This is a genomic window from uncultured Lacinutrix sp., from assembly GCF_947500605.1.
Taxonomy (GTDB): Bacteria; Bacteroidota; Bacteroidia; order Flavobacteriales; family Flavobacteriaceae; genus Lacinutrix.
Window position 1 is genome coordinate 565,239 of record NZ_CANMSJ010000001.1, and the last position, 17,404, is coordinate 582,642.

At 30.7% G+C, this 17,404-nt stretch carries 18 protein-coding genes and 1 tRNA gene; 12 read left to right on the forward strand and 7 right to left on the reverse strand.

Annotated features, from left to right (window positions below; all coding sequences use genetic code 11):
* Window positions 1-69: 69 nt before the first annotated feature.
* Window positions 70-1,626, forward strand: coding sequence for a M28 family peptidase (locus Q0935_RS02640; protein ID WP_299382116.1), 1,557 nt, complete (start codon window positions 70-72; stop codon window positions 1,624-1,626).
* 492 nt (window positions 1,627-2,118) lie between these two features.
* On the opposite strand, the gene Q0935_RS02645 is transcribed toward Q0935_RS02640, so the two are convergent.
* The 4 genes from Q0935_RS02645 to Q0935_RS02660 all read right to left on the reverse strand — a co-directional run bounded on the left by Q0935_RS02645 (window position 2,119) and on the right by Q0935_RS02660 (window position 5,096).
* Window positions 2,119-2,194 (reverse strand) — tRNA-His (locus Q0935_RS02645).
* 95 nt (window positions 2,195-2,289) lie between these two features.
* On the reverse strand, window positions 2,290-3,006 hold the full coding sequence (gene bshB1 / locus Q0935_RS02650) for a bacillithiol biosynthesis deacetylase BshB1 (RefSeq protein ID WP_299247186.1): 717 nt from the start codon (window positions 3,004-3,006) through the stop codon (window positions 2,290-2,292).
* A gap of 43 nt (window positions 3,007-3,049) precedes the next feature.
* On the reverse strand, window positions 3,050-3,943 hold the full coding sequence (rlmF, locus tag Q0935_RS02655) for a 23S rRNA (adenine(1618)-N(6))-methyltransferase RlmF (RefSeq protein WP_299382119.1): 894 nt from the start codon (window positions 3,941-3,943) through the stop codon (window positions 3,050-3,052).
* 4 nt (window positions 3,944-3,947) lie between these two features.
* Window positions 3,948-5,096, reverse strand: a complete 1,149-nt coding sequence (locus tag Q0935_RS02660) for a PLP-dependent aspartate aminotransferase family protein (RefSeq protein ID WP_299382121.1) — start codon at window positions 5,094-5,096, stop codon at window positions 3,948-3,950.
* A 142-nt stretch (window positions 5,097-5,238) separates the two neighbouring features.
* Between Q0935_RS02660 and Q0935_RS02665 the strand changes: the two genes are divergently transcribed.
* Complete coding sequence (locus tag Q0935_RS02665; RefSeq protein WP_299247180.1) at window positions 5,239-5,610, forward strand: hypothetical protein; 372 nt, start codon at window positions 5,239-5,241, stop codon at window positions 5,608-5,610.
* 57 nt (window positions 5,611-5,667) lie between these two features.
* Here Q0935_RS02665 and mscL read toward each other — a convergent pair whose 3' ends face one another.
* From mscL to Q0935_RS02680, 3 genes are all read right to left on the reverse strand, one after another.
* Window positions 5,668-6,126, reverse strand: a complete 459-nt coding sequence (gene mscL, locus Q0935_RS02670; protein WP_299382123.1) for a large conductance mechanosensitive channel protein MscL — start codon at window positions 6,124-6,126, stop codon at window positions 5,668-5,670.
* Between the two features lie 26 nt (window positions 6,127-6,152).
* Window positions 6,153-9,467 (reverse strand): cytochrome c biogenesis protein CcsA, encoded by a 3,315-nt coding sequence (gene ccsA, locus Q0935_RS02675; protein WP_367275002.1) that lies wholly within the window; start codon window positions 9,465-9,467, stop codon window positions 6,153-6,155.
* An 82-nt stretch (window positions 9,468-9,549) separates the two neighbouring features.
* Entirely contained in the window at window positions 9,550-9,960 is a 411-nt protein-coding gene (locus Q0935_RS02680; protein ID WP_299382125.1) for a group III truncated hemoglobin, read from the reverse strand.
* A 60-nt stretch (window positions 9,961-10,020) separates the two neighbouring features.
* Between Q0935_RS02680 and Q0935_RS02685 the strand changes: the two genes are divergently transcribed.
* The 10 genes from Q0935_RS02685 to Q0935_RS02730 all read left to right on the forward strand — a co-directional run bounded on the left by Q0935_RS02685 (window position 10,021) and on the right by Q0935_RS02730 (window position 17,384).
* A complete protein-coding gene (locus Q0935_RS02685; protein WP_299382127.1) occupies window positions 10,021-10,782 on the forward strand; it encodes a Rossmann-like and DUF2520 domain-containing protein in 762 nt (253 codons plus the stop codon).
* Window positions 10,769-11,299 carry an HAD family hydrolase gene (locus Q0935_RS02690; RefSeq protein WP_299382129.1) on the forward strand — a complete coding sequence of 177 codons (531 nt, stop codon included), beginning with the start codon at window positions 10,769-10,771 and terminating at the stop codon, window positions 11,297-11,299. Before Q0935_RS02685 ends, Q0935_RS02690 begins: the two co-directional genes overlap by 14 nt.
* A 55-nt stretch (window positions 11,300-11,354) precedes the next feature.
* A complete protein-coding gene (locus Q0935_RS02695; RefSeq protein ID WP_299382131.1) occupies window positions 11,355-12,263 on the forward strand; it encodes a geranylgeranylglycerol-phosphate geranylgeranyltransferase in 909 nt (302 codons plus the stop codon).
* A gap of 2 nt (window positions 12,264-12,265) precedes the next feature.
* Entirely contained in the window at window positions 12,266-12,859 is a 594-nt protein-coding gene (locus Q0935_RS02700) for a Maf family nucleotide pyrophosphatase (RefSeq protein WP_299382133.1), read from the forward strand.
* Between the two features lie 23 nt (window positions 12,860-12,882).
* A complete protein-coding gene (locus tag Q0935_RS02705) occupies window positions 12,883-13,797 on the forward strand; it encodes a septum formation inhibitor Maf (RefSeq protein WP_299382136.1) in 915 nt (304 codons plus the stop codon).
* A 33-nt stretch (window positions 13,798-13,830) separates the two neighbouring features.
* Window positions 13,831-14,361 (forward strand): mechanosensitive ion channel domain-containing protein, encoded by a 531-nt coding sequence (locus tag Q0935_RS02710; protein ID WP_299382138.1) that lies wholly within the window; start codon window positions 13,831-13,833, stop codon window positions 14,359-14,361.
* 10 nt (window positions 14,362-14,371) lie between these two features.
* Complete coding sequence (corA, locus tag Q0935_RS02715; protein WP_299247163.1) at window positions 14,372-15,451, forward strand: magnesium/cobalt transporter CorA; 1,080 nt, start codon at window positions 14,372-14,374, stop codon at window positions 15,449-15,451.
* Between the two features lie 150 nt (window positions 15,452-15,601).
* On the forward strand, window positions 15,602-15,988 hold the full coding sequence (locus Q0935_RS02720) for a DUF2306 domain-containing protein (RefSeq protein ID WP_299247162.1): 387 nt from the start codon (window positions 15,602-15,604) through the stop codon (window positions 15,986-15,988).
* 76 nt (window positions 15,989-16,064) lie between these two features.
* Window positions 16,065-16,229, forward strand: coding sequence for a Lacal_2735 family protein (locus Q0935_RS02725; protein WP_299247160.1), 165 nt, complete (start codon window positions 16,065-16,067; stop codon window positions 16,227-16,229).
* Window positions 16,230-16,268: 39 nt separating this feature from the next.
* A complete protein-coding gene (locus Q0935_RS02730; protein ID WP_299382142.1) occupies window positions 16,269-17,384 on the forward strand; it encodes an SDR family oxidoreductase in 1,116 nt (371 codons plus the stop codon).
* The last annotated feature ends 20 nt before the right edge of the window (window positions 17,385-17,404 follow it).

Here is a 17,404-nt window from a genome sequence, read left to right on the forward strand (position 1 = left end):
TACAACAAATATTAAAGACAATATTTTTTCACGTATTTTTACTTCTTAATCAAACCTTTACACTATTAAATGAAAAAATTACTTTCACTTTTTGCTATTACAGTAGTATTAGCAGCATGTGGCTCTTCTAAAAGCAAGGATGCTACAACAACCACTAAAGCACCTGCAGATCCAACAAAATATGCAGAAACTATTACTTCTCAAGATTTAAAGACTGCTCTTTATATTTATGCTGGAGATGAATTCGAAGGTCGTGAGACTGGTAAAGAAGGTCAGAAAATGGCTGTAGAATTTATTAAAAAGCATTACATAGAAGATGGAATACCTGCAGCAAAAAGCGATGGTAACTATTTTCAAGATGTACCATTAGAAATTATAGCAACTCCGGATGTACAATTAAGTATCAACGGAAAATCTTATAAAAACATAGACGATTATGTATCTGTAGGCTCTTCTAAAGATGCAACTATAAATACAAAAGATATTGTTTTTGCTGGTTATGGTATAGACGACGAAAACTATTCTAATTACGAAGGTTTAGACGTAAAAGGAAAAATTGTTGTTATTCGTTCAGGAGAACCAAAAAATGCAGATGGTAACTTTGTTATTACTGGAACAGACAAAAGCTCTAAATGGTCTAATATGCGTCAAGCATTTGCATCAAAGCAAGAAGCCGCAAAAAACAAAGGAGCTAAAGCACTTTTATTTTATGCTCCAGAAGTATACGCTATGGCTGCCAATCGTTTTGGTCGCTCAAGCGGAAGAATGAATTTAGCAGGTGGTGCAGAAGACATGATGTACATGTTAATTAATACAGATTTAGCAAAAGCCTTAGTTAGCGATATTGACACTAACGAGAAGTCAATGTCTATAAATTCTGATGTAAATATTACTTATAAAAATAATTCTGAAAAAATAAGTTCAGAAAACGTAGCCGCATTTATTAAAGGAAGTGAAAAACCAAACGAGTACATTGTTATTTCTGCGCATTTAGACCACGAAGGTATTAAAGACGGAGAAGTATATAATGGTGCAGACGATGATGGTTCTGGAACTGTAGCTGTATTAGAAATAGCTGAGGCTTTTGCTAAAGCTAAAAAAGAAGGTAATGGACCAAAACGTTCTATTGTTTTTCTTAACGTAACAGGAGAAGAAAAAGGACTTTTAGGTTCTAGACATTATACAGATAATGATCCTATTTTTCCACTAGCAAATACTGTAGCAAACTTAAACATTGATATGATTGGGCGTTTAGATCCTAAACGTGAAAAGAAAAACAGAAATTACTTATACTTAATTGGAAGTGATAAATTAAGTACAGAGTTACACAATATTTCTGAAGCTATGAACACTAAGTACATGAACATAGATTTAGATTACACGTTTAACGACGAAAACGATCCAAACCGTTATTATTACAGAAGTGACCATTACAACTTTGCTAAAAACAATGTTCCAGTAATTTTCTATTTCAATGGTACTCATGACGACTATCACCAACCAGGAGATACACCAGATAAAATTGAATACGATTTATTAGAGAATAGAACACGTTTAGTATTTTATACTGCATGGGAGTTAGCTAATAGAGATGCTAGAATTACAGTAGATAAAGCGACAGAATAGTTTTTGAACGTAAACAATAGATATAAAAAAGCCTTTCAATTAATTTTGAAAGGCTTTTTTAGTTATCAAAATAAAATTCATCTTTATAAGATAAATTGAAAAGACAAAGATGTAATTAATATTAGTCTATCAAAGTTTAAAAATATAGAATTAAAAATATCTGAACTAAGTCTTATAACATATCATTTAAATAGAAATCTACTAGAATATAATGATTGTGACAGTGCTACAATAATTAAAAATCGATTTTGGATAGAAGTTGAGATATTGACTAAAAATAAGGCATTAAAACAAGAGAAAAATAACTAAATCGATATAAAGTATTAATTAAAAAAATATCTACTGAATTAAGGATTGAAAGATCATAAGAATTAATATTAAATGAATCCAATACTCCACTTAACCTATCTAATATTTAATTAAACATTTAGAGCAAACACCTAACTTTAGTAACAAAAAAAGCTTCTCATTTCTGAGAAGCTTTTTGCTTTTGGGTGAAAGACGGGATTCGAACCCGCGACCCTCGGTACCACAAACCGATGCTCTAACCAACTGAGCTACAATCACCATTTAAACACATTTTTGTAATGCGTGTGCAAATGTAAATTAAATCCCTTTTACTACAAAGTTTTTTATTAAAATTTTTAATTTTTTTTTGATTTTTTATTTTAGATCAAACAAGCTATCAACAGCAATATAGCGCTCTACAGTAAAACCTTCGGCGTAATCCACTCCAACTAAGCGACCTAAGTCTTTAGCTCTATAATTAACGCTATCAATAAAGCTTTTACTTGTTATTGGTGTTTCTGGCTCATTACTTTTACTATTAAAGAATTGAGTCTGGTAGGCATCTACAGATTTTTGCTTAATTTCCATAAAATTAGAAATATCGACTACAAAATCTGGTTCAATATTCTTCCATTGTATATAATGATAAACATGCTTTGGTCTCCATTTTTCTTGAATTACACCATCAAGCTTTGTTTCAATTTTAATTAATCCGCTTAAAAAACAAGCATCGCTTACTAGCTTACTTCCTTTTCCGTGATCAATATGTCTATCGTCAATAGCATTACAAAGCACAATCTCAGGTTGGTATTTTCTAAGCATTTTAATTATTTCTAATTGATGCTCTTTATCATTAGTGAAAAAGCCATCTGCAAAACCTAAGTTCTCTCTAATAGACAAGCCTAAAATCTCAGCTGCATTTGCTGCTTCTGCTTTTCGTGTTTCTGCTGTACCTCGAGTACCTAACTCGCCTTTTGTTAAATCTATTACGCCTACTTTTTTACCGTCGGCAATTGCTTTTGCAATAGTTCCTCCTGCTCCTAGTTCTATATCGTCTGGATGTGCTCCAAAAGCTAGTATATCTAATTTCATAGAAAATTTATTTTTCATTCCACAAAAGTGGAAATCGCTTTAATTATTTATTTATCCAATCTTGTTGTTCCTTCTCTGTTAAAAAGGTCCAAGCTACTACTCTACTCTTTTTATTACCTTGACTCATTTCTATTACTTTAACAGTAGTTGCGCCTAATTTTGCTAAAGATTTCTTCATAGACTTAATATTATCTTTACTAGATACTAAACTAGTATACCAGAAACATTGTGTCTTAAATAAAGAACTTTCGTAAAGATAAGTATGTAAAAAGGCCTTCTCTCCGCCTTTAAAACACAATTCGTGTGCTTGGCCCGCAAAATTTCTTGTTACTGCATCTGTAAGCTTGCCTAAACCTTTTAATTTTCGTGTTGTAGCTTCAAAAGCTTCAGCTTCGTCTTTAAAAAATGGAGGATTACAAATGGATACAGAAAATTTATCATTTGAACTTATAACACCTTTAAAAATACTTTCTGCAACAGGTTGGTGCTTTAACTGAATCTCCTTTTTAAGTTTATTCTTAATAATTATTTTTTCAGCGTAAGCGATAGACTTTTTATTAGCGTCTGTAGCCACAAATTTCCAGTTATACTCAGCATTACCAAGTAACGGATAAATACATGATGCTCCTGTACCAATATCTAAAACAGTAATATCTTTACTAATCTTAGATTTTTTTAAAAGGTCTGCAATATGATGTATGTAATCTACACGACCAGGAATTGGAGGACATAAATTAGTGTCTGGAAACTGCCAATACTCTATATTATAATGTTCTTTTAATAACGCTGTATTTAATGCTTTTACGGCTTTAGCATCTGCAAAATCGATAGTTTGTTTTTCGTATTTATTAACGAAAACATGAGCTTTTAATTCTGGTGAAACCTCAATTAGTTTATCAAAATTGTAATCCTCTTTATGTTTGTTTTTTTTATGCAAAATTTTATAATGTGTTTATTGCTTGTTGTATATCCATTTTTAAATCTTTTATTGATTCTATTCCTAGTGAAAACCTAATTAAACCATCGCTTATTCCTACGGCATCCCTTTCTGCTTGACTTAACAATGAATGAGATGTTTGAGAAGGACTTACAACAGTGCTTTCTACTCCTGCTAGACTTAGAGAAGCTTTAATTAGTTTTAATGCTTTTTGAAATTTTTCTGAATCTAATCCATCTACTAATTCAAAAGAAAGCATCGCTCCAAAACCATGCATTTGCGCTTTCGCAAGTTCATGTTCTGGATGTTTTTTTAAACCTGGGTAATAGACCTTTTTAATGGCATCGTTTTTCTCTAACCATTTAGCCATTTTACCCGCATTTTTAGTTTGTTTTTTAACACGAAGTCCCATAGTTTTCATGCTACGCTCTAGCATCCATACTGTGAAATCGCTTAAACTACCTCCAAGGTTTTTAGATACATTCCATATGCGATCCATGTGTTCTTTAGAGCCTGTAACCGCTCCTGCACAAATATCGCTATGTCCACCAAAATACTTGGTTGCAGAGTGCATAATTAAATCTATACCAAAATCTCCAGGTGTTTGGTTTACTGGACTTGCAAATGTATTATCGATACTTGTAAGTATTTTATGTGCTTTTGCTAAATCTGCTACAGCTTTAATATCTGTAATGGTTAACAAAGGATTGGAAGGTGTTTCTAAATGTATTAACTTGGTATTTGGTTGAATTGCTGCTTCAAAATCTGCTACGCTATAACCGTTTGTAAAGGTAAATTCTATATTAAATTTAGGAAATTCCTCTCGTATAAAATTACTTGTACCACCATACAAAGTATTTTGAACGACAATATGATCACCAGATTTTAGGAAGGCTAAAAACATATGACTTAAAGCTGCCATACCTGACCCAAAAATCATTGCCATTTCCTTACGCTCTAAAGCTGCAATTTTTTTTGACAAATATTCTTGATTTGGTGTATTAAAAGAACGTGGATAACGTTTTACATCCATATCTATAAACTCATAAGAGCTTGCTAAATAAATTGGAGATACTGCGCCTTTAAATTGTTCGTCTTTAATTTCTCCAACATGTGTACAAATGGTATTTAAACCTAATTTATTTTTACTCATAACGTAAAGATAGTAATTGTTGCTTTTAAGTTTTAGTACTTATCTATAAACAATATTATTATTCTTAAAATAAGTTAAAAACCAATGGTTTAACAAGGTCTTAACGCAAAACTAAAACCTCTATTTGTATATTAGAAGTATTATGATACAGACAGAAAAAAAAGAAAATACAGCATTTATTAAAGAATCGGTTAATTATTTAAGAAACTTAGGTTTCGAAAATATAAAAGCAGATGTAGAAGGTTATGAAAGTCCAAAATCTTACGTTAAACAAGATGGTGATGTTAAGATTACTCCAGATATAACAGCTACTAAGCGTACTAGGAAATACTATTTTGAAATTAGTTTAAAAAGCGACAAACCGCGTTTATTAAAATCTAAATGGCGTTTTTTAGATGTGTTAAGTAGAATGAATGATCACCGATTTAGAATTATAACTACAAAAGGTCATTATAAATTTACAAATGATGTTCTAAATGATATTAACTTACACAAAACACTAATTAAGCTATAATTTTATAGCCAATTAGAAATTAAACAGCGTATGGATTCCACTACATACGCTGTTTTTTTATGCCTTATTATTAAGCTGTGATTTAAGCAATTTGTTTTGCTCAGCCATTAGCTCATTTAAATCTGTAAGTAATTGAATATCTTTTGGTGTTTTAACTGTTTTATCTTTAGCATCGTGAGATTTATCGCGTAATCTATTCATTGCTTTTACAACAAGAAACACAGTAATACCAATAATTATAAAATCCATAAAAGCTTCTGCTAAAGCACCATATTGCATAACGACTTCGTCTGCTATTACTTTTCTAGTTTCATCAAAAGTTCCTTCTCTAAGAACAATTTTTTTATCTTGAAGGTTAATACCATCAGTTAATAAAGATAAAGGTGGCATTAATACCTTTTTTACTAAGACATCTATAACTTTATTAAAGGATGCTCCAATAATAATACCAATTGCCATGTCCATCATGTTACCTTTTACAGCAAACTCTTTGAACTCTTTAAAAAATGTTGACATACTAAATCTTAGATAATGTTATAAACCTATTTCTTATAATATTTAGCATACATTCTATAAGAAGAAACAGCTAATATAGTTATGAGAACAACTGCTACTCCAATGTACTTATAACTTAAATCCTGTCCAGATTGATAAGAATGTAATCCAGATAAATAGAAATTTACACCAAAATAAGTGAAAATTATAAATCCTAAAGCTATAATTGACATCAAGTTAAAAAACCATCTACCACGTAAACCAGGTACTAAACGTGCGTGTATTACAAAGGCATAAACCATTATACTAATAAGTGCCCATGTTTCTTTTGGGTCCCAGCCCCAATAACGTCCCCAACTTTCGTTTGCCCACATTCCACCAAGAAAGTTTCCAATGGTTAACATTACTAGACCAACAGTTAAAGACATTTCGTTAATAATGGTAAGCTCTTTTATGTTTAAGAGCATTTTCTCCTTATTTTCTTTGTTCGTTAATAGCATTAATACTAGAACTGTTACTCCTAAAATCATAGATAAAGTAAACGGGCCATAACTTGCCACAATTACCGCAACATGTATCATTAACCAATAACTATCTAAAACTGGAGGTAGATTTGCAATTGCAGGATCCATCCAACTTAAATGCGCAACCATTAACAACATAGACGTTACAAACGCTCCTGCTGCTGTAGTTAAATTAGAAGAATGTTTTCCACTAATTAAACTAGAATAAACGGTAGCTAAACTTCTATTTGATGTACTAGAAAGCATTAATCCAAATAACATTGTTGCCCAAGCTACATAAATCATAGATTCGTAACCATCACTCCATGGTGCGTGTCCTGAAATATACCAACGTAAAATTAAACCTATTGTATGTGCTATAAACGATAGTAATATTAATATTTTAAGCGTTACTATTAATAGCTTAAGAAACTTGCTTTTGTCTTTAAAAATTTGGACGATTAATAATACAAATAGTATTGCTCCAAACAACATGTAAGCGTAATGTAGATTTTTAAAGATATCGTACTTATTGTATAAAATTTCTGTATTAATTTTTTCTTCGCTAAGCATGACTTCACTTCCTAGCTTAACTTGATTTCTTTTAAAAGCTTCTAAAATTTTATCAGCTTCAGAAAAATCACCAGATTGCTTTGCATTATTTAAACGGTATAAATAAAGGTTAAAACTTTGGTTTACAAAACTCTGGTAAATAGTATCTTTTATTTGTTCCTTATAATGCTCTTTTCTATACTCGTTAGAAGAAATCCATTTGTTGTTTTCGTCTTCTGGAATAGGAAATATTTTAAGCGAATTACCTTGTACTGTATTATGAAGCAAGTTTACACGCTGGTCTGCTTCACGAAATTCTTTTTGATATCCATTAGGCGCTATTGCTTTGTATGCTTCGTCTAAGTATGGTGCTAATTTGTAATCTCCATTACCCGTAAAGAAATTACCCAAAGTAGCATAACCAACAGATTTATCTACGCCTATAATACTTCTTAAAGAATCGTCTTTTTTAGCTTTTAAATAGATAATTGGTACGTTGTACCAAAATGCAGGACTCTCTTGTACCGAAAGAAAAATTTGATCGGCACTAAAACCTTCGTAAGTATCACTTTTACTTAACTTTCTTAAAAATTCAGAGGCATAAGTATTAACAGGCATCATACGTCCTCCAACATCTTGTATAACCAAACGACCAAACTTATCGGCTTGTTCTTTTGGTACTATATTGGCACGTAAAATAGAATCTACTGCAGCTTTATTTTCTTCGTAAGTGTATTCGTCATGTTCTACTACATTAACCTTTGTTTGCTCTTGTTGAACTACTGCGTGTTGAGAATGGTCGTGACCATCGTCTGCAGAGTGTTGTTCTTGAGCAAAACCTGTAAGAGAAAAACATACTAATAGAATAGAAATAATCTCAGATTTCTTGTCTTTTACTTTATCTAATGCACGTTTTAAATCGGCAAAACGTGTGTTTTTATCAAACAAGATAGCCATCATACCAAAATAAAGCAACATATAACCTAAGTATGTAAACCAAGTTCCCCAATAATCATGATTAACAGAGAGTCTGGTTAATGTTTCATTATTATCGAAACCAGCTTGAAAGAAGCGGTAACCTCTGTGATCTAAAACATTATTCATAAAAATCTTATAATCAAAATCACCTTCTTGTGCATCATTTACTGTAATTGCACTTGAAAAAGCAGAATAACTGTTTTTAGTTCCAGGATATTTATCTGCAACAAAATCATTTAATTTTATACTAAATGGTAATTCTAAAAGCTTAGCTCCAAATCTAAAATCTAAGTCTAAACCTCCAATTTCTAATCTTTCCCATTGGTTTGTAGTACCCATACCACCAAGTAAGTTTACTTTTTTTGTTTCACCATTTGCAGAGACCTTTAATACGATACCATCTTCATCACCTTTAAATAATTTAGATTTTTTTACAATATCAAATTCACCTTTAATTACTGGCTTAGGAAACACCATTTGCATTTTTCCAATAACATATCTAGCACGTAGCACTAATGGCTGTACGCTGTCTTTAACCAACTTACCTTCTGCCATTGTAGCCATTTTAAGGTATTCACCTTCAAAAGGAGAGTCTATAGTTATTCCGTTTTCACCATCTACAATATTAATAGCTCCTTTTTTAGGGTTATTTAAAGTAAAAATAATGTTGTGAATCAGTTGATCTTCACCAGATTTTAAATAATGATTGTGAGGACCGTTATCTCCTGCTTCTACTATTTTTAGATATTCTTCACCATTTTCACTTGGAATGATATCTTTTTCTGCACTAGAAACAAATTTTTCTAAAGACACAGAAACAGGTGTAGTATCGTATGTTGTATTAAACTCTAAAGAGTTGTTTAGTCTTTCAGAGAAATCAACTTCCTTTTCTATACGTAAACGTTGTGGGACATCATTAATTTTATAATCTCCATTTACTAATACTTGAACATATGTTTTTTGAGATAAAAAAGTGTTTTCTGTTTCACCTTCTTGAATTGGCATCATCCCTTCATACCCTATATAACGCGTAATAAAAGCACCTAAAAGAATAAAAACGAAAGCTAAATGGAGTATTAATGTTGCCCATTTTGCTTTTTTATACAAACGGAATCTAAAAATATTTCCAAGAAAATTAATGACAAAAAATACCATAATTGCTTCAAACCACCACGTGTTATAAATTAAGGTTCGAGAATAAGGTGTTGGAGAAGTTTCTTGTCCTGCATCCATAAAAGTACCAACAATCATGGCAGCAGCAAAAAGAATAAATAAAGTGGCTGTTAAACGAGTAGAAAAAAGGATTTTCGTGAGTTTATTTTGCATCATATCAAGGCTCTGTTTAGCTCGTGCAAATATAATCCTTTTTGTTTGTTTTAGTTATCGGATAAATGAGGAATTACTGTTAAAATTACGATAAATCTTTAGCGCGCGCTTCAAAAATTTTTAAGTATAAAAATGAGCCCATTTTTCTAGCACGACGTTTTGCGTTTTCAGCTACATCTCCTTCAAATAATTCGTCTATAGTTTGAATCCAATAATTTAACCAAATCCCAAAATGAAGTTCGGTAATACCATTATTATTGTCCTTATCAACTTTTGCATGCACTTCAAGCGGATTGCCTATATATTTATGCTCTAATTTTCTAGAAAAAAATAAACTAGATTCCCAAAATGTGGTTAAATGATTTAGGTGTTTTTCCCAATCGTTAATTGCATTATTAAAAATAGGTCCTAAAGTTTCATCATTTCTTATTTTTACATAAAATGAATCTACCAATAACGCTAAATCTTCTCGAGTGTTTATATCTTTTTTCTCCATTGTTTACAAAGATACTATTATCATCTTTTTTTTAAGCGTTTGGTTACTTATTTTAGCCGAATGATTTCAGTAGTACTTTTAGGCGCAGGAAATGTAGCCACTCACCTATTTAAAGCTTTTCATGCTTCGGAAGAAGTAGAAATAAAACAATGGTATAATCGTAGTTTAAAGACGATTGATAAGTATAAAAATAAAGTTGAAGTAACAGATGATTTATCGTCGTTGGTTCTAGCAGATATTTATATTCTAGCAGTTAGTGATGATGCCATAGAAGATTTATCTATGCAACTCCCTTTTGAAGACAGATTAGTTGTCCATACATCTGGTAGCACAAGTTTGTATGCTGTAGATATGAAACAAAAACGAGGTGTTTTTTACCCTTTACAAACGTTTTCTAAAGCTGCAGATCTCGATTTCACCGATGTTCCTATTTGTATTGAAGCCTTAAAAAAGGTCGATTTACCAATTCTTAAAAAATTAGCCGAAGCTATTGGTAGTAAAAGCCACAAGGTAAATAGTGACCAACGTCAAGCTTTACATTTGGCAGCAGTTTTTGTAAATAATTTTACAAATCAGCTGTATAGAATGGCACACGAAATTACAGAACAAAATGGTGCAGAATTCGACATTTTAAAACCATTAATAAAAGAGACCGCTAATAAAATAGAATCTCTTTCTCCTTATCTCGCGCAAACTGGACCAGCAATGCGTGACGATAAGAAAACAATAAAAAGACATTTAAAACAACTAGAAAATGAGCAACACAAAGCCGTTTACGAGTTGTTAACCAAATCTATAAAAAAGACACATGGCAGACGATAAAAGTTACAAAGAGTATTTAGTAAACATCAACACCTTTATTTTTGATGTTGATGGCGTATTAACAGACGGCTCTCTTACTATAACAGAAACTGGAGACATGTTAAGAACCATGAACGTTAAAGATGGTTATGCTTTAAAACAAGCATTAAACAAAGGCTATAACGTTTGTATTATTTCTGGAGGAACAAACGAAGGTGTTAAAAAACGTTTAGAAAACTTAGGTGTTTTAGATGTGTTTTTAGGTGCACATAATAAGATAGAACAATTCAATAAATATATTTCAGATAAAAATATAAAGCCAGAAAACGTGTTATATATGGGAGACGACATTCCTGATATTCCTGTTATGGAATTAGTAGGTTTAGCTACTTGCCCACAAGATGCTGTACAGGAAGTGAAACAAGTTTCAAATTATATTTCGCATATAAATGGTGGAAAAGGTAGTGTTCGCGATGTTATTGAACAGGTTTTAAAAGTGAAAAACGATTGGAATACTTATTTTGATGCTTCAATTTAGTATTCTATTTAAGTAGACAAAAAAAATAGACTAACATTAATACCATAGATAAACTTTGAATTTACTAAATCTAATCCGTTGGAAAAATTTATTAATGATTACCGTTGTGCAACTATTAGTTAAATACGCACTATTTCCTGCTTTTGCAATGGACTTGACTTTAAGTCCGTTAAATTTCTTTTTATTAATAATTGCAACTCTGGCTATTGCAGCTGGTGGTTATATTATTAATGATATTTATGATATTGAAACAGATACCATAAACAAGCCAAATAAAGTAATTGTAGGCAAAAAAATAACTGAGAGTTCTGCAAACAAATTATACATACTATTTACTTTTATAGGTGTTTGTATAGGTTTCTATCTGTCTCACAAAGTTGGTAGACCTCCATTTTTTGGGCTCTTTGTAATTATTGCAGCAGCACTTTATGTGTATGCTTCTTATTTAAAACAAATTGCCGTTGCTGGTAATATTATAGTGTCAATATTAGTAGCGCTTAGTTTACTAATTGTTGGAATTTTTGAGCTTATTCCTGCCATGACTATTGAAAACGAAACGGTACAATCTACAATGCTTGAGATATTAACAGATTTTGCCATTTTTGCCTTTCTAATTAATTTTATACGTGAAATAGTAAAAGACATTCAAGATGTAGATGGAGACCACAAAGTTGGTATGCAAACCTTACCTATTTTATTTGGTAAAGCACGAACTTCTAAAGTAACAATGGGCTTAACTTTAATAACTATTGCTATAATTATATACTACATAACTACTTTCTTATATATGCATGTTGCAGCAATAGCTTATTTTCTAATCACTGTTGTTGGACCGTTAATTTACATTGCTATTAAAATGTTTACTGCAGAAACCAATAACCATTTTAAACACATTAGTTTTATGCTTAAAATAGTTATGATTACAGGAATGTTATCGATGGCACTTTACAGAATAATACTATAATTATGCTAAACGAAAAACTTAAGAACAGACATATTATATTGGCTTCTGGCTCACCTAGACGTCAAGACTTTTTTAAAAATTTAGGCTTAGACTTCGAAATAAGATTAAAAGATATTGAAGAAATTTATCCGCCAGAATTAACCCATTATCAAATTAGTGACTATTTAGCCGAATTAAAATCTCTACCTTTTATTAAAGAACTAACAGATAAAGATATCCTAGTTACAAGCGATACAATAGTTTGGCATAAAGACACCGCTTTAGGGAAGCCAAAGGATAATGACGAGGCATTTGCTATGTTAAAGTCTTTAAGTAACGATACTCATGAAGTTATTACGTCTATTTGTATACGCACAAAAGCTTATAAAAAAACAGTAAATGCCGTTACAAAGGTTACTTTTAAAGCATTTACAGACAAAGAACTTTGGCATTATATTACAACATATTCTCCTTTAGATAAAGCTGGTGCTTATGGTATTCAAGAATGGATTGGACAAGTAGGTGTTATTAGTATGGAAGGATCCTATTTTAATGTTATGGGTTTACCAACACACTTGCTTTACGAAACGTTAAATATTATTGCCGACGATTATTAGTATTGTAATTTTGTAAAAAAAACATGATTATAAAAAATAAAATCCTTGCATGTTTAGTTGCTGTTTTTGCATTAATACTATCTTCTTGTACTAATAAAGAATCAAAAAACTTAGACTATTCTAAAGTTGAAACTGAAATAATAACGAGTCCTAAAGCTAAAGCCTTTCAACCTAACAAAAGCTTTAACGATTACTGGTATGCTGGTGAAGCAGAAATTTCGTCTTATAATCTTGAGCAATCTCGTTATGGAGAGACAAGAAATGGGACAGCCGTTCTAATTTATGTAACAGAACCTTTTTTAGCCGATAAACAAGTTAAAGCAGACAACAGTAACCCTTCTAATATAAATATTTTAAAGCTAAATAGAACCAAAAACTTCACCACTGGTATTTATCCGTATTCTATTATGCAGAGTACTTTTTATCCTGTTGCAAATAATCAACATGCAATAAAAGTTAGTTGTTCTATACAAGAATGGTGTGGGCATGTTTACACGCAATTAAATAACCGCAAGCAGTTTGAAATAGACTCTCACTCCTATTTCGAAAATCAAGCAGATAGTAATTTCGCTTTAGATAAAAACAGTTTAGAAAACGAACTTTGGACACAATTACGTATTGATCCTAAAAGTCTTCCAACAGGAAAAATTAACATTATTCCATCTTTAGAGTTTGTGCGTTTAAAACACGATCCTTTAAAGGCATACGAAGCTTCTGCTACATTAAGCACAGGAAACTATACTCTTAATTACCCAAGTTTAAAGCGTAAACTTAGTATTAACTTTAATCCAGAATTCCCTTACGAGATATTAGATTGGGAAGAAAATATAAATGGTGATATTACTAAAGCAACAAGATTAAAAACAATAAAATCTGCTTACTGGAGTAAAAAAAGTAAGAAAGATGAAGTGCTAAGAGAAACGCTTTTATTACAATAACCAGTATCTTATTTCTATTTAAAATCTTATTTAATGTTTTTAAACAAATTTGAACCAGAACTTATAAATACAGTAATTCTATTATCTGTATTTCTTATCATTAGAATAATAGGTAAAATTGCCATTAGAAAAATTGGTGTTAAAAGTGCTATAAATGAAGCTCGTATAAGATTAATCTCTAGATACTTTACTGTTACGCTTTTAATTATATTTCTATTTATAGAAGCTTTTATTGTTGGTGTAGAATTAGATGAAATTTCAATTGTATTCTCTTCTGTATTTGCTGTCATTGGTGTTGGTTTATTTGCCATTTGGTCTATTTTAAGCAATGTCACTTCAGGAATTATTATGTTTTTTTCTTTCCCATATAAAGTAGGAGATAAAATAAAAATCCATGATAAAGATTTTCCTATTGAAGCAGTAATAGAAGATATTCGTGCTTTCCAATTACATCTTAGAATGGATAATGGAGATTTGGTTACCTATCCAAATAATTTAATTCTTCAAAAAGCAGTAACTTTACTTGAGAAAGATGCCATAGAAGATTTTGGCGATTTCCACTAACTATTAAACTATGGCTAAGAGAAAACCTAAAAAACGTACTCAAAATTATAAAAAACAAGTTGGACAGGTTCCAGGAGCGTTAATTTATAGTGGTACCAAAGAATCTTCACAATTATTTATAGAATCTTTCGACTACAATAAAGATACTTTTGTAGAAAAAGAATTAAAATCTGTAGAAGAAGCTTTTCAGTTTAAATCTTCTGGTACTGTAACATGGATTAATCTTAATGGTTTAAACCATATTGATGAAATTGAAAAACTTGGAGCACACTATAACTTACACCCATTAGTCTTAGAAGATATTGTAAGCACAAATCAACGCCCGAAAATTGATGAATATGAAGACTACATATTTATTGTTTTAAAAATGATGTATTATGATGCTGATGAAAATATTATATCTGAGCAAGTTAGTTTTATTTTAGGCGAAAATTATGTGCTATCGCTTCAAGAAGCTGAAGGTGATGTGTTCGACTCTTTACGAGAACGTATTCGCCAAAGCAAAGGTCGTATTCGCGGTTTAGGCTCAGATTATTTGTTGTATGCTTTAATAGATTCTGTAGTAGATCATTATTATGCCATTATTGAAACAATGGGCAATAAAATTGAAGATCTTGAAGATAATTTATTCGAAGGGTTAACTAAAGACGAGATTAGTTCAGAAATACAAGGACTTAAACGTGAAGTATTAAAAGTAAGACGTGCCATTTTTCCGCTACGCGAAATTATAAATCGTATCGATAAAAGTGATAGTAGACTTATTGAAGAAAAAACACTACACTATTTTAGTGATGTTTACGATCATATTATACAAGTGTCAGACACTATAGATATCTATCGTGAAATGATTTGGGGATTAATGGATATGTACATGACTACCATTAGTAATCGCATGAACGAAGTCATGAAAGTATTAACCATTATTGCAACCATTTTTATACCGTTAACTTTTATTGCTGGTATTTATGGAATGAATTTTGAAAACATTCCAGAATTGCATTATAAATATAGTTATCAAATACTTTGGGTTGTAATGATTATTATTTTCTTAGGTATGTTGTATTATTTTAAACGTAAAAAATGGCTATAGTTTAACCTACCTATCATCTTAAAATTTATTTTGGAATTGTTAATAATCACTAACATACATTTGGTAACCATAATACGACAATTCATCCTTTTATAAATGCAAACAATAAATGAGTTAATGATATTTGAGTAATTAATTAAATTACGAAATATGTCTTACAAAATTTTAATGTTTTTGCATTTGTTTACTGTACTTCCTGCATTTATTATAGGAACCATAAGTCTTGTCCTAAAAAAAGGAACGAGATTACACAAAGTATTGGGTAGAATATATATGGTGCTTATGCTGTTTACTGCTGTGGTAACTCTTTTTATGCCAGCTGCAGTTGGACCTACACTTTTTAATCATTTTGGATGGATACATCTCTTTAGCTTTTTAACACTTTATACTGTTCCAACGGCATATACAGCCATTAAAAAAGGAAATATAAAAGCCCATAAACGTAAAATGATATTACTCTACTTTGGTGCATTAATTATAGCTGGTGCGTTTACTTTTATGCCAGGACGTTATCTACATTCAGTATTCTTTGGTTAAACAATTTAATCTTTGTGTTTTAACAAAAGCTTAAAAGTATATAAATGACAAGATTTTATCTTTGTAGAAAAAAACTATGTTTCGTATATTTAAAAGTAAGCTCGATACACTGCAAGATTCTTACAAAAAAACATTAGAACAATGTAATAAAGTGTCTTCTTTAAATGAAAATGAAAAGGATGCAAAACAACTTGAGGCGCAAAAAATATTAGAACAAATAGAAATACTACAGCAACACTAAATATAGTATCTTCGTGCCTAATTTATTTAAAAGGAAATTATGAATTGTTTACTTACCGGAGGAACTGGAATTGTTGGAAGTCACGTAATATTCGATTGGCTTAAACAAACCTTTATTAGTAATTCTCAAGATCATTTATACTTAGTTATTAGAGATAGTCATATTCCTGCAAAAGAGCGCTTAATAAATGTATTAAATAATGCTACAAAACCAGATTATCTAAACAATTACAGTTTAGAGCAATGTCTAGAGAAAATTACAATAATAGCAGAAGACCTTGTAAGTATAAAAAAAGAGACACTTCAGGCTTTTAATTTTTCTACAATTATACACTGTGCTGGTTCTACTAATTTGTCTCACGCAACAAATTCTAAAACTGTAGTACACGAGCAAAATTATGTTGCGACGAAACAACTTTTAGAAAATCTTCCAGAGAGTGTAAACCGATTTATATACATAAGTACAGCCTACTCTTTTGGTATTCAAAACGAAGTAGTAAACGATAGTATTTCTAAATATAACGTTAGTAGTTTTAGAAATCCTTACGAGCAGTCTAAATTCGAAACCGAACAATATGTTATTAAAAAGTGTGAAGAAATTAATATTTCTTCTCAAATTTTAAGACCAAGTATTATTTGTGGCAGACTAATAGATAAGCCCTTTTTTGAAACACCTAAATATGATGTTTTCTATTCATGGCCAATGTTTTTAGATAAATATTCTAAGAAATTTAAAGATGCGTTTAGAATATGGATTGATAAAGAAAGTGGACTAAATATAGTACCTGTAGATTTTGTATCTAAAGCGATATTGTATGCTGTTGAACATCCTGAAATTAAAGAATTAAATATTGTAAATCCAAAACAGGTTTTACACAAGGACTATGTTGGGAAAGTGCTTGAATCTTTTCAAATAAATAATTACGAGTATATAGACCAAATGCCATTAGATCTTAATAGCTTTGAAGCTCTATATTATAAAACGATTGGTCAATTGTTTAAAAACTATATTTCTATTCCAGACTTACAGTTCGATGCTAAACGTATTAAAGAAATTATTAATCAATTAAAATTAGAGACTACACTTGGTGTACACGATAATTTTATGAATTTAATTAACTTTTCGGTAGAAAATAAATTTAAACAGAGTTACTAATTTTTAAAATAGGTTCACTT

Coding starts and splice junctions, on each gene's coding strand:
- mscL (WP_299382123.1), bottom strand. CDS start 6,126: ATGTCAACATTTTTTAAAGAGTTCAAAGAGTTTGCTGTAAAAGGTAAC.
- Q0935_RS02665 (WP_299247180.1), top strand. CDS start 5,239: ATGATACAGACAGAAAAAAAAGAAAATACAGCATTTATTAAAGAATCG.
- Q0935_RS02710 (WP_299382138.1), top strand. CDS start 13,831: ATGTTTTTAAACAAATTTGAACCAGAACTTATAAATACAGTAATTCTA.
- bshB1 (WP_299247186.1), bottom strand. CDS start 3,006: ATGAAATTAGATATACTAGCTTTTGGAGCACATCCAGACGATATAGAA.
- Q0935_RS02640 (WP_299382116.1), top strand. CDS start 70: ATGAAAAAATTACTTTCACTTTTTGCTATTACAGTAGTATTAGCAGCA.
- Q0935_RS02730 (WP_299382142.1), top strand. CDS start 16,269: ATGAATTGTTTACTTACCGGAGGAACTGGAATTGTTGGAAGTCACGTA.
- Q0935_RS02705 (WP_299382136.1), top strand. CDS start 12,883: ATGATTATAAAAAATAAAATCCTTGCATGTTTAGTTGCTGTTTTTGCA.
- Q0935_RS02700 (WP_299382133.1), top strand. CDS start 12,266: ATGCTAAACGAAAAACTTAAGAACAGACATATTATATTGGCTTCTGGC.
- Q0935_RS02685 (WP_299382127.1), top strand. CDS start 10,021: ATGATTTCAGTAGTACTTTTAGGCGCAGGAAATGTAGCCACTCACCTA.
- ccsA (WP_367275002.1), bottom strand. CDS start 9,467: ATGATGCAAAATAAACTCACGAAAATCCTTTTTTCTACTCGTTTAACA.
- Q0935_RS02690 (WP_299382129.1), top strand. CDS start 10,769: ATGGCAGACGATAAAAGTTACAAAGAGTATTTAGTAAACATCAACACC.
- Q0935_RS02660 (WP_299382121.1), bottom strand. CDS start 5,096: ATGAGTAAAAATAAATTAGGTTTAAATACCATTTGTACACATGTTGGA.
- Q0935_RS02720 (WP_299247162.1), top strand. CDS start 15,602: ATGTCTTACAAAATTTTAATGTTTTTGCATTTGTTTACTGTACTTCCT.
- Q0935_RS02725 (WP_299247160.1), top strand. CDS start 16,065: ATGTTTCGTATATTTAAAAGTAAGCTCGATACACTGCAAGATTCTTAC.
- Q0935_RS02680 (WP_299382125.1), bottom strand. CDS start 9,960: ATGGAGAAAAAAGATATAAACACTCGAGAAGATTTAGCGTTATTGGTA.
- corA (WP_299247163.1), top strand. CDS start 14,372: ATGGCTAAGAGAAAACCTAAAAAACGTACTCAAAATTATAAAAAACAA.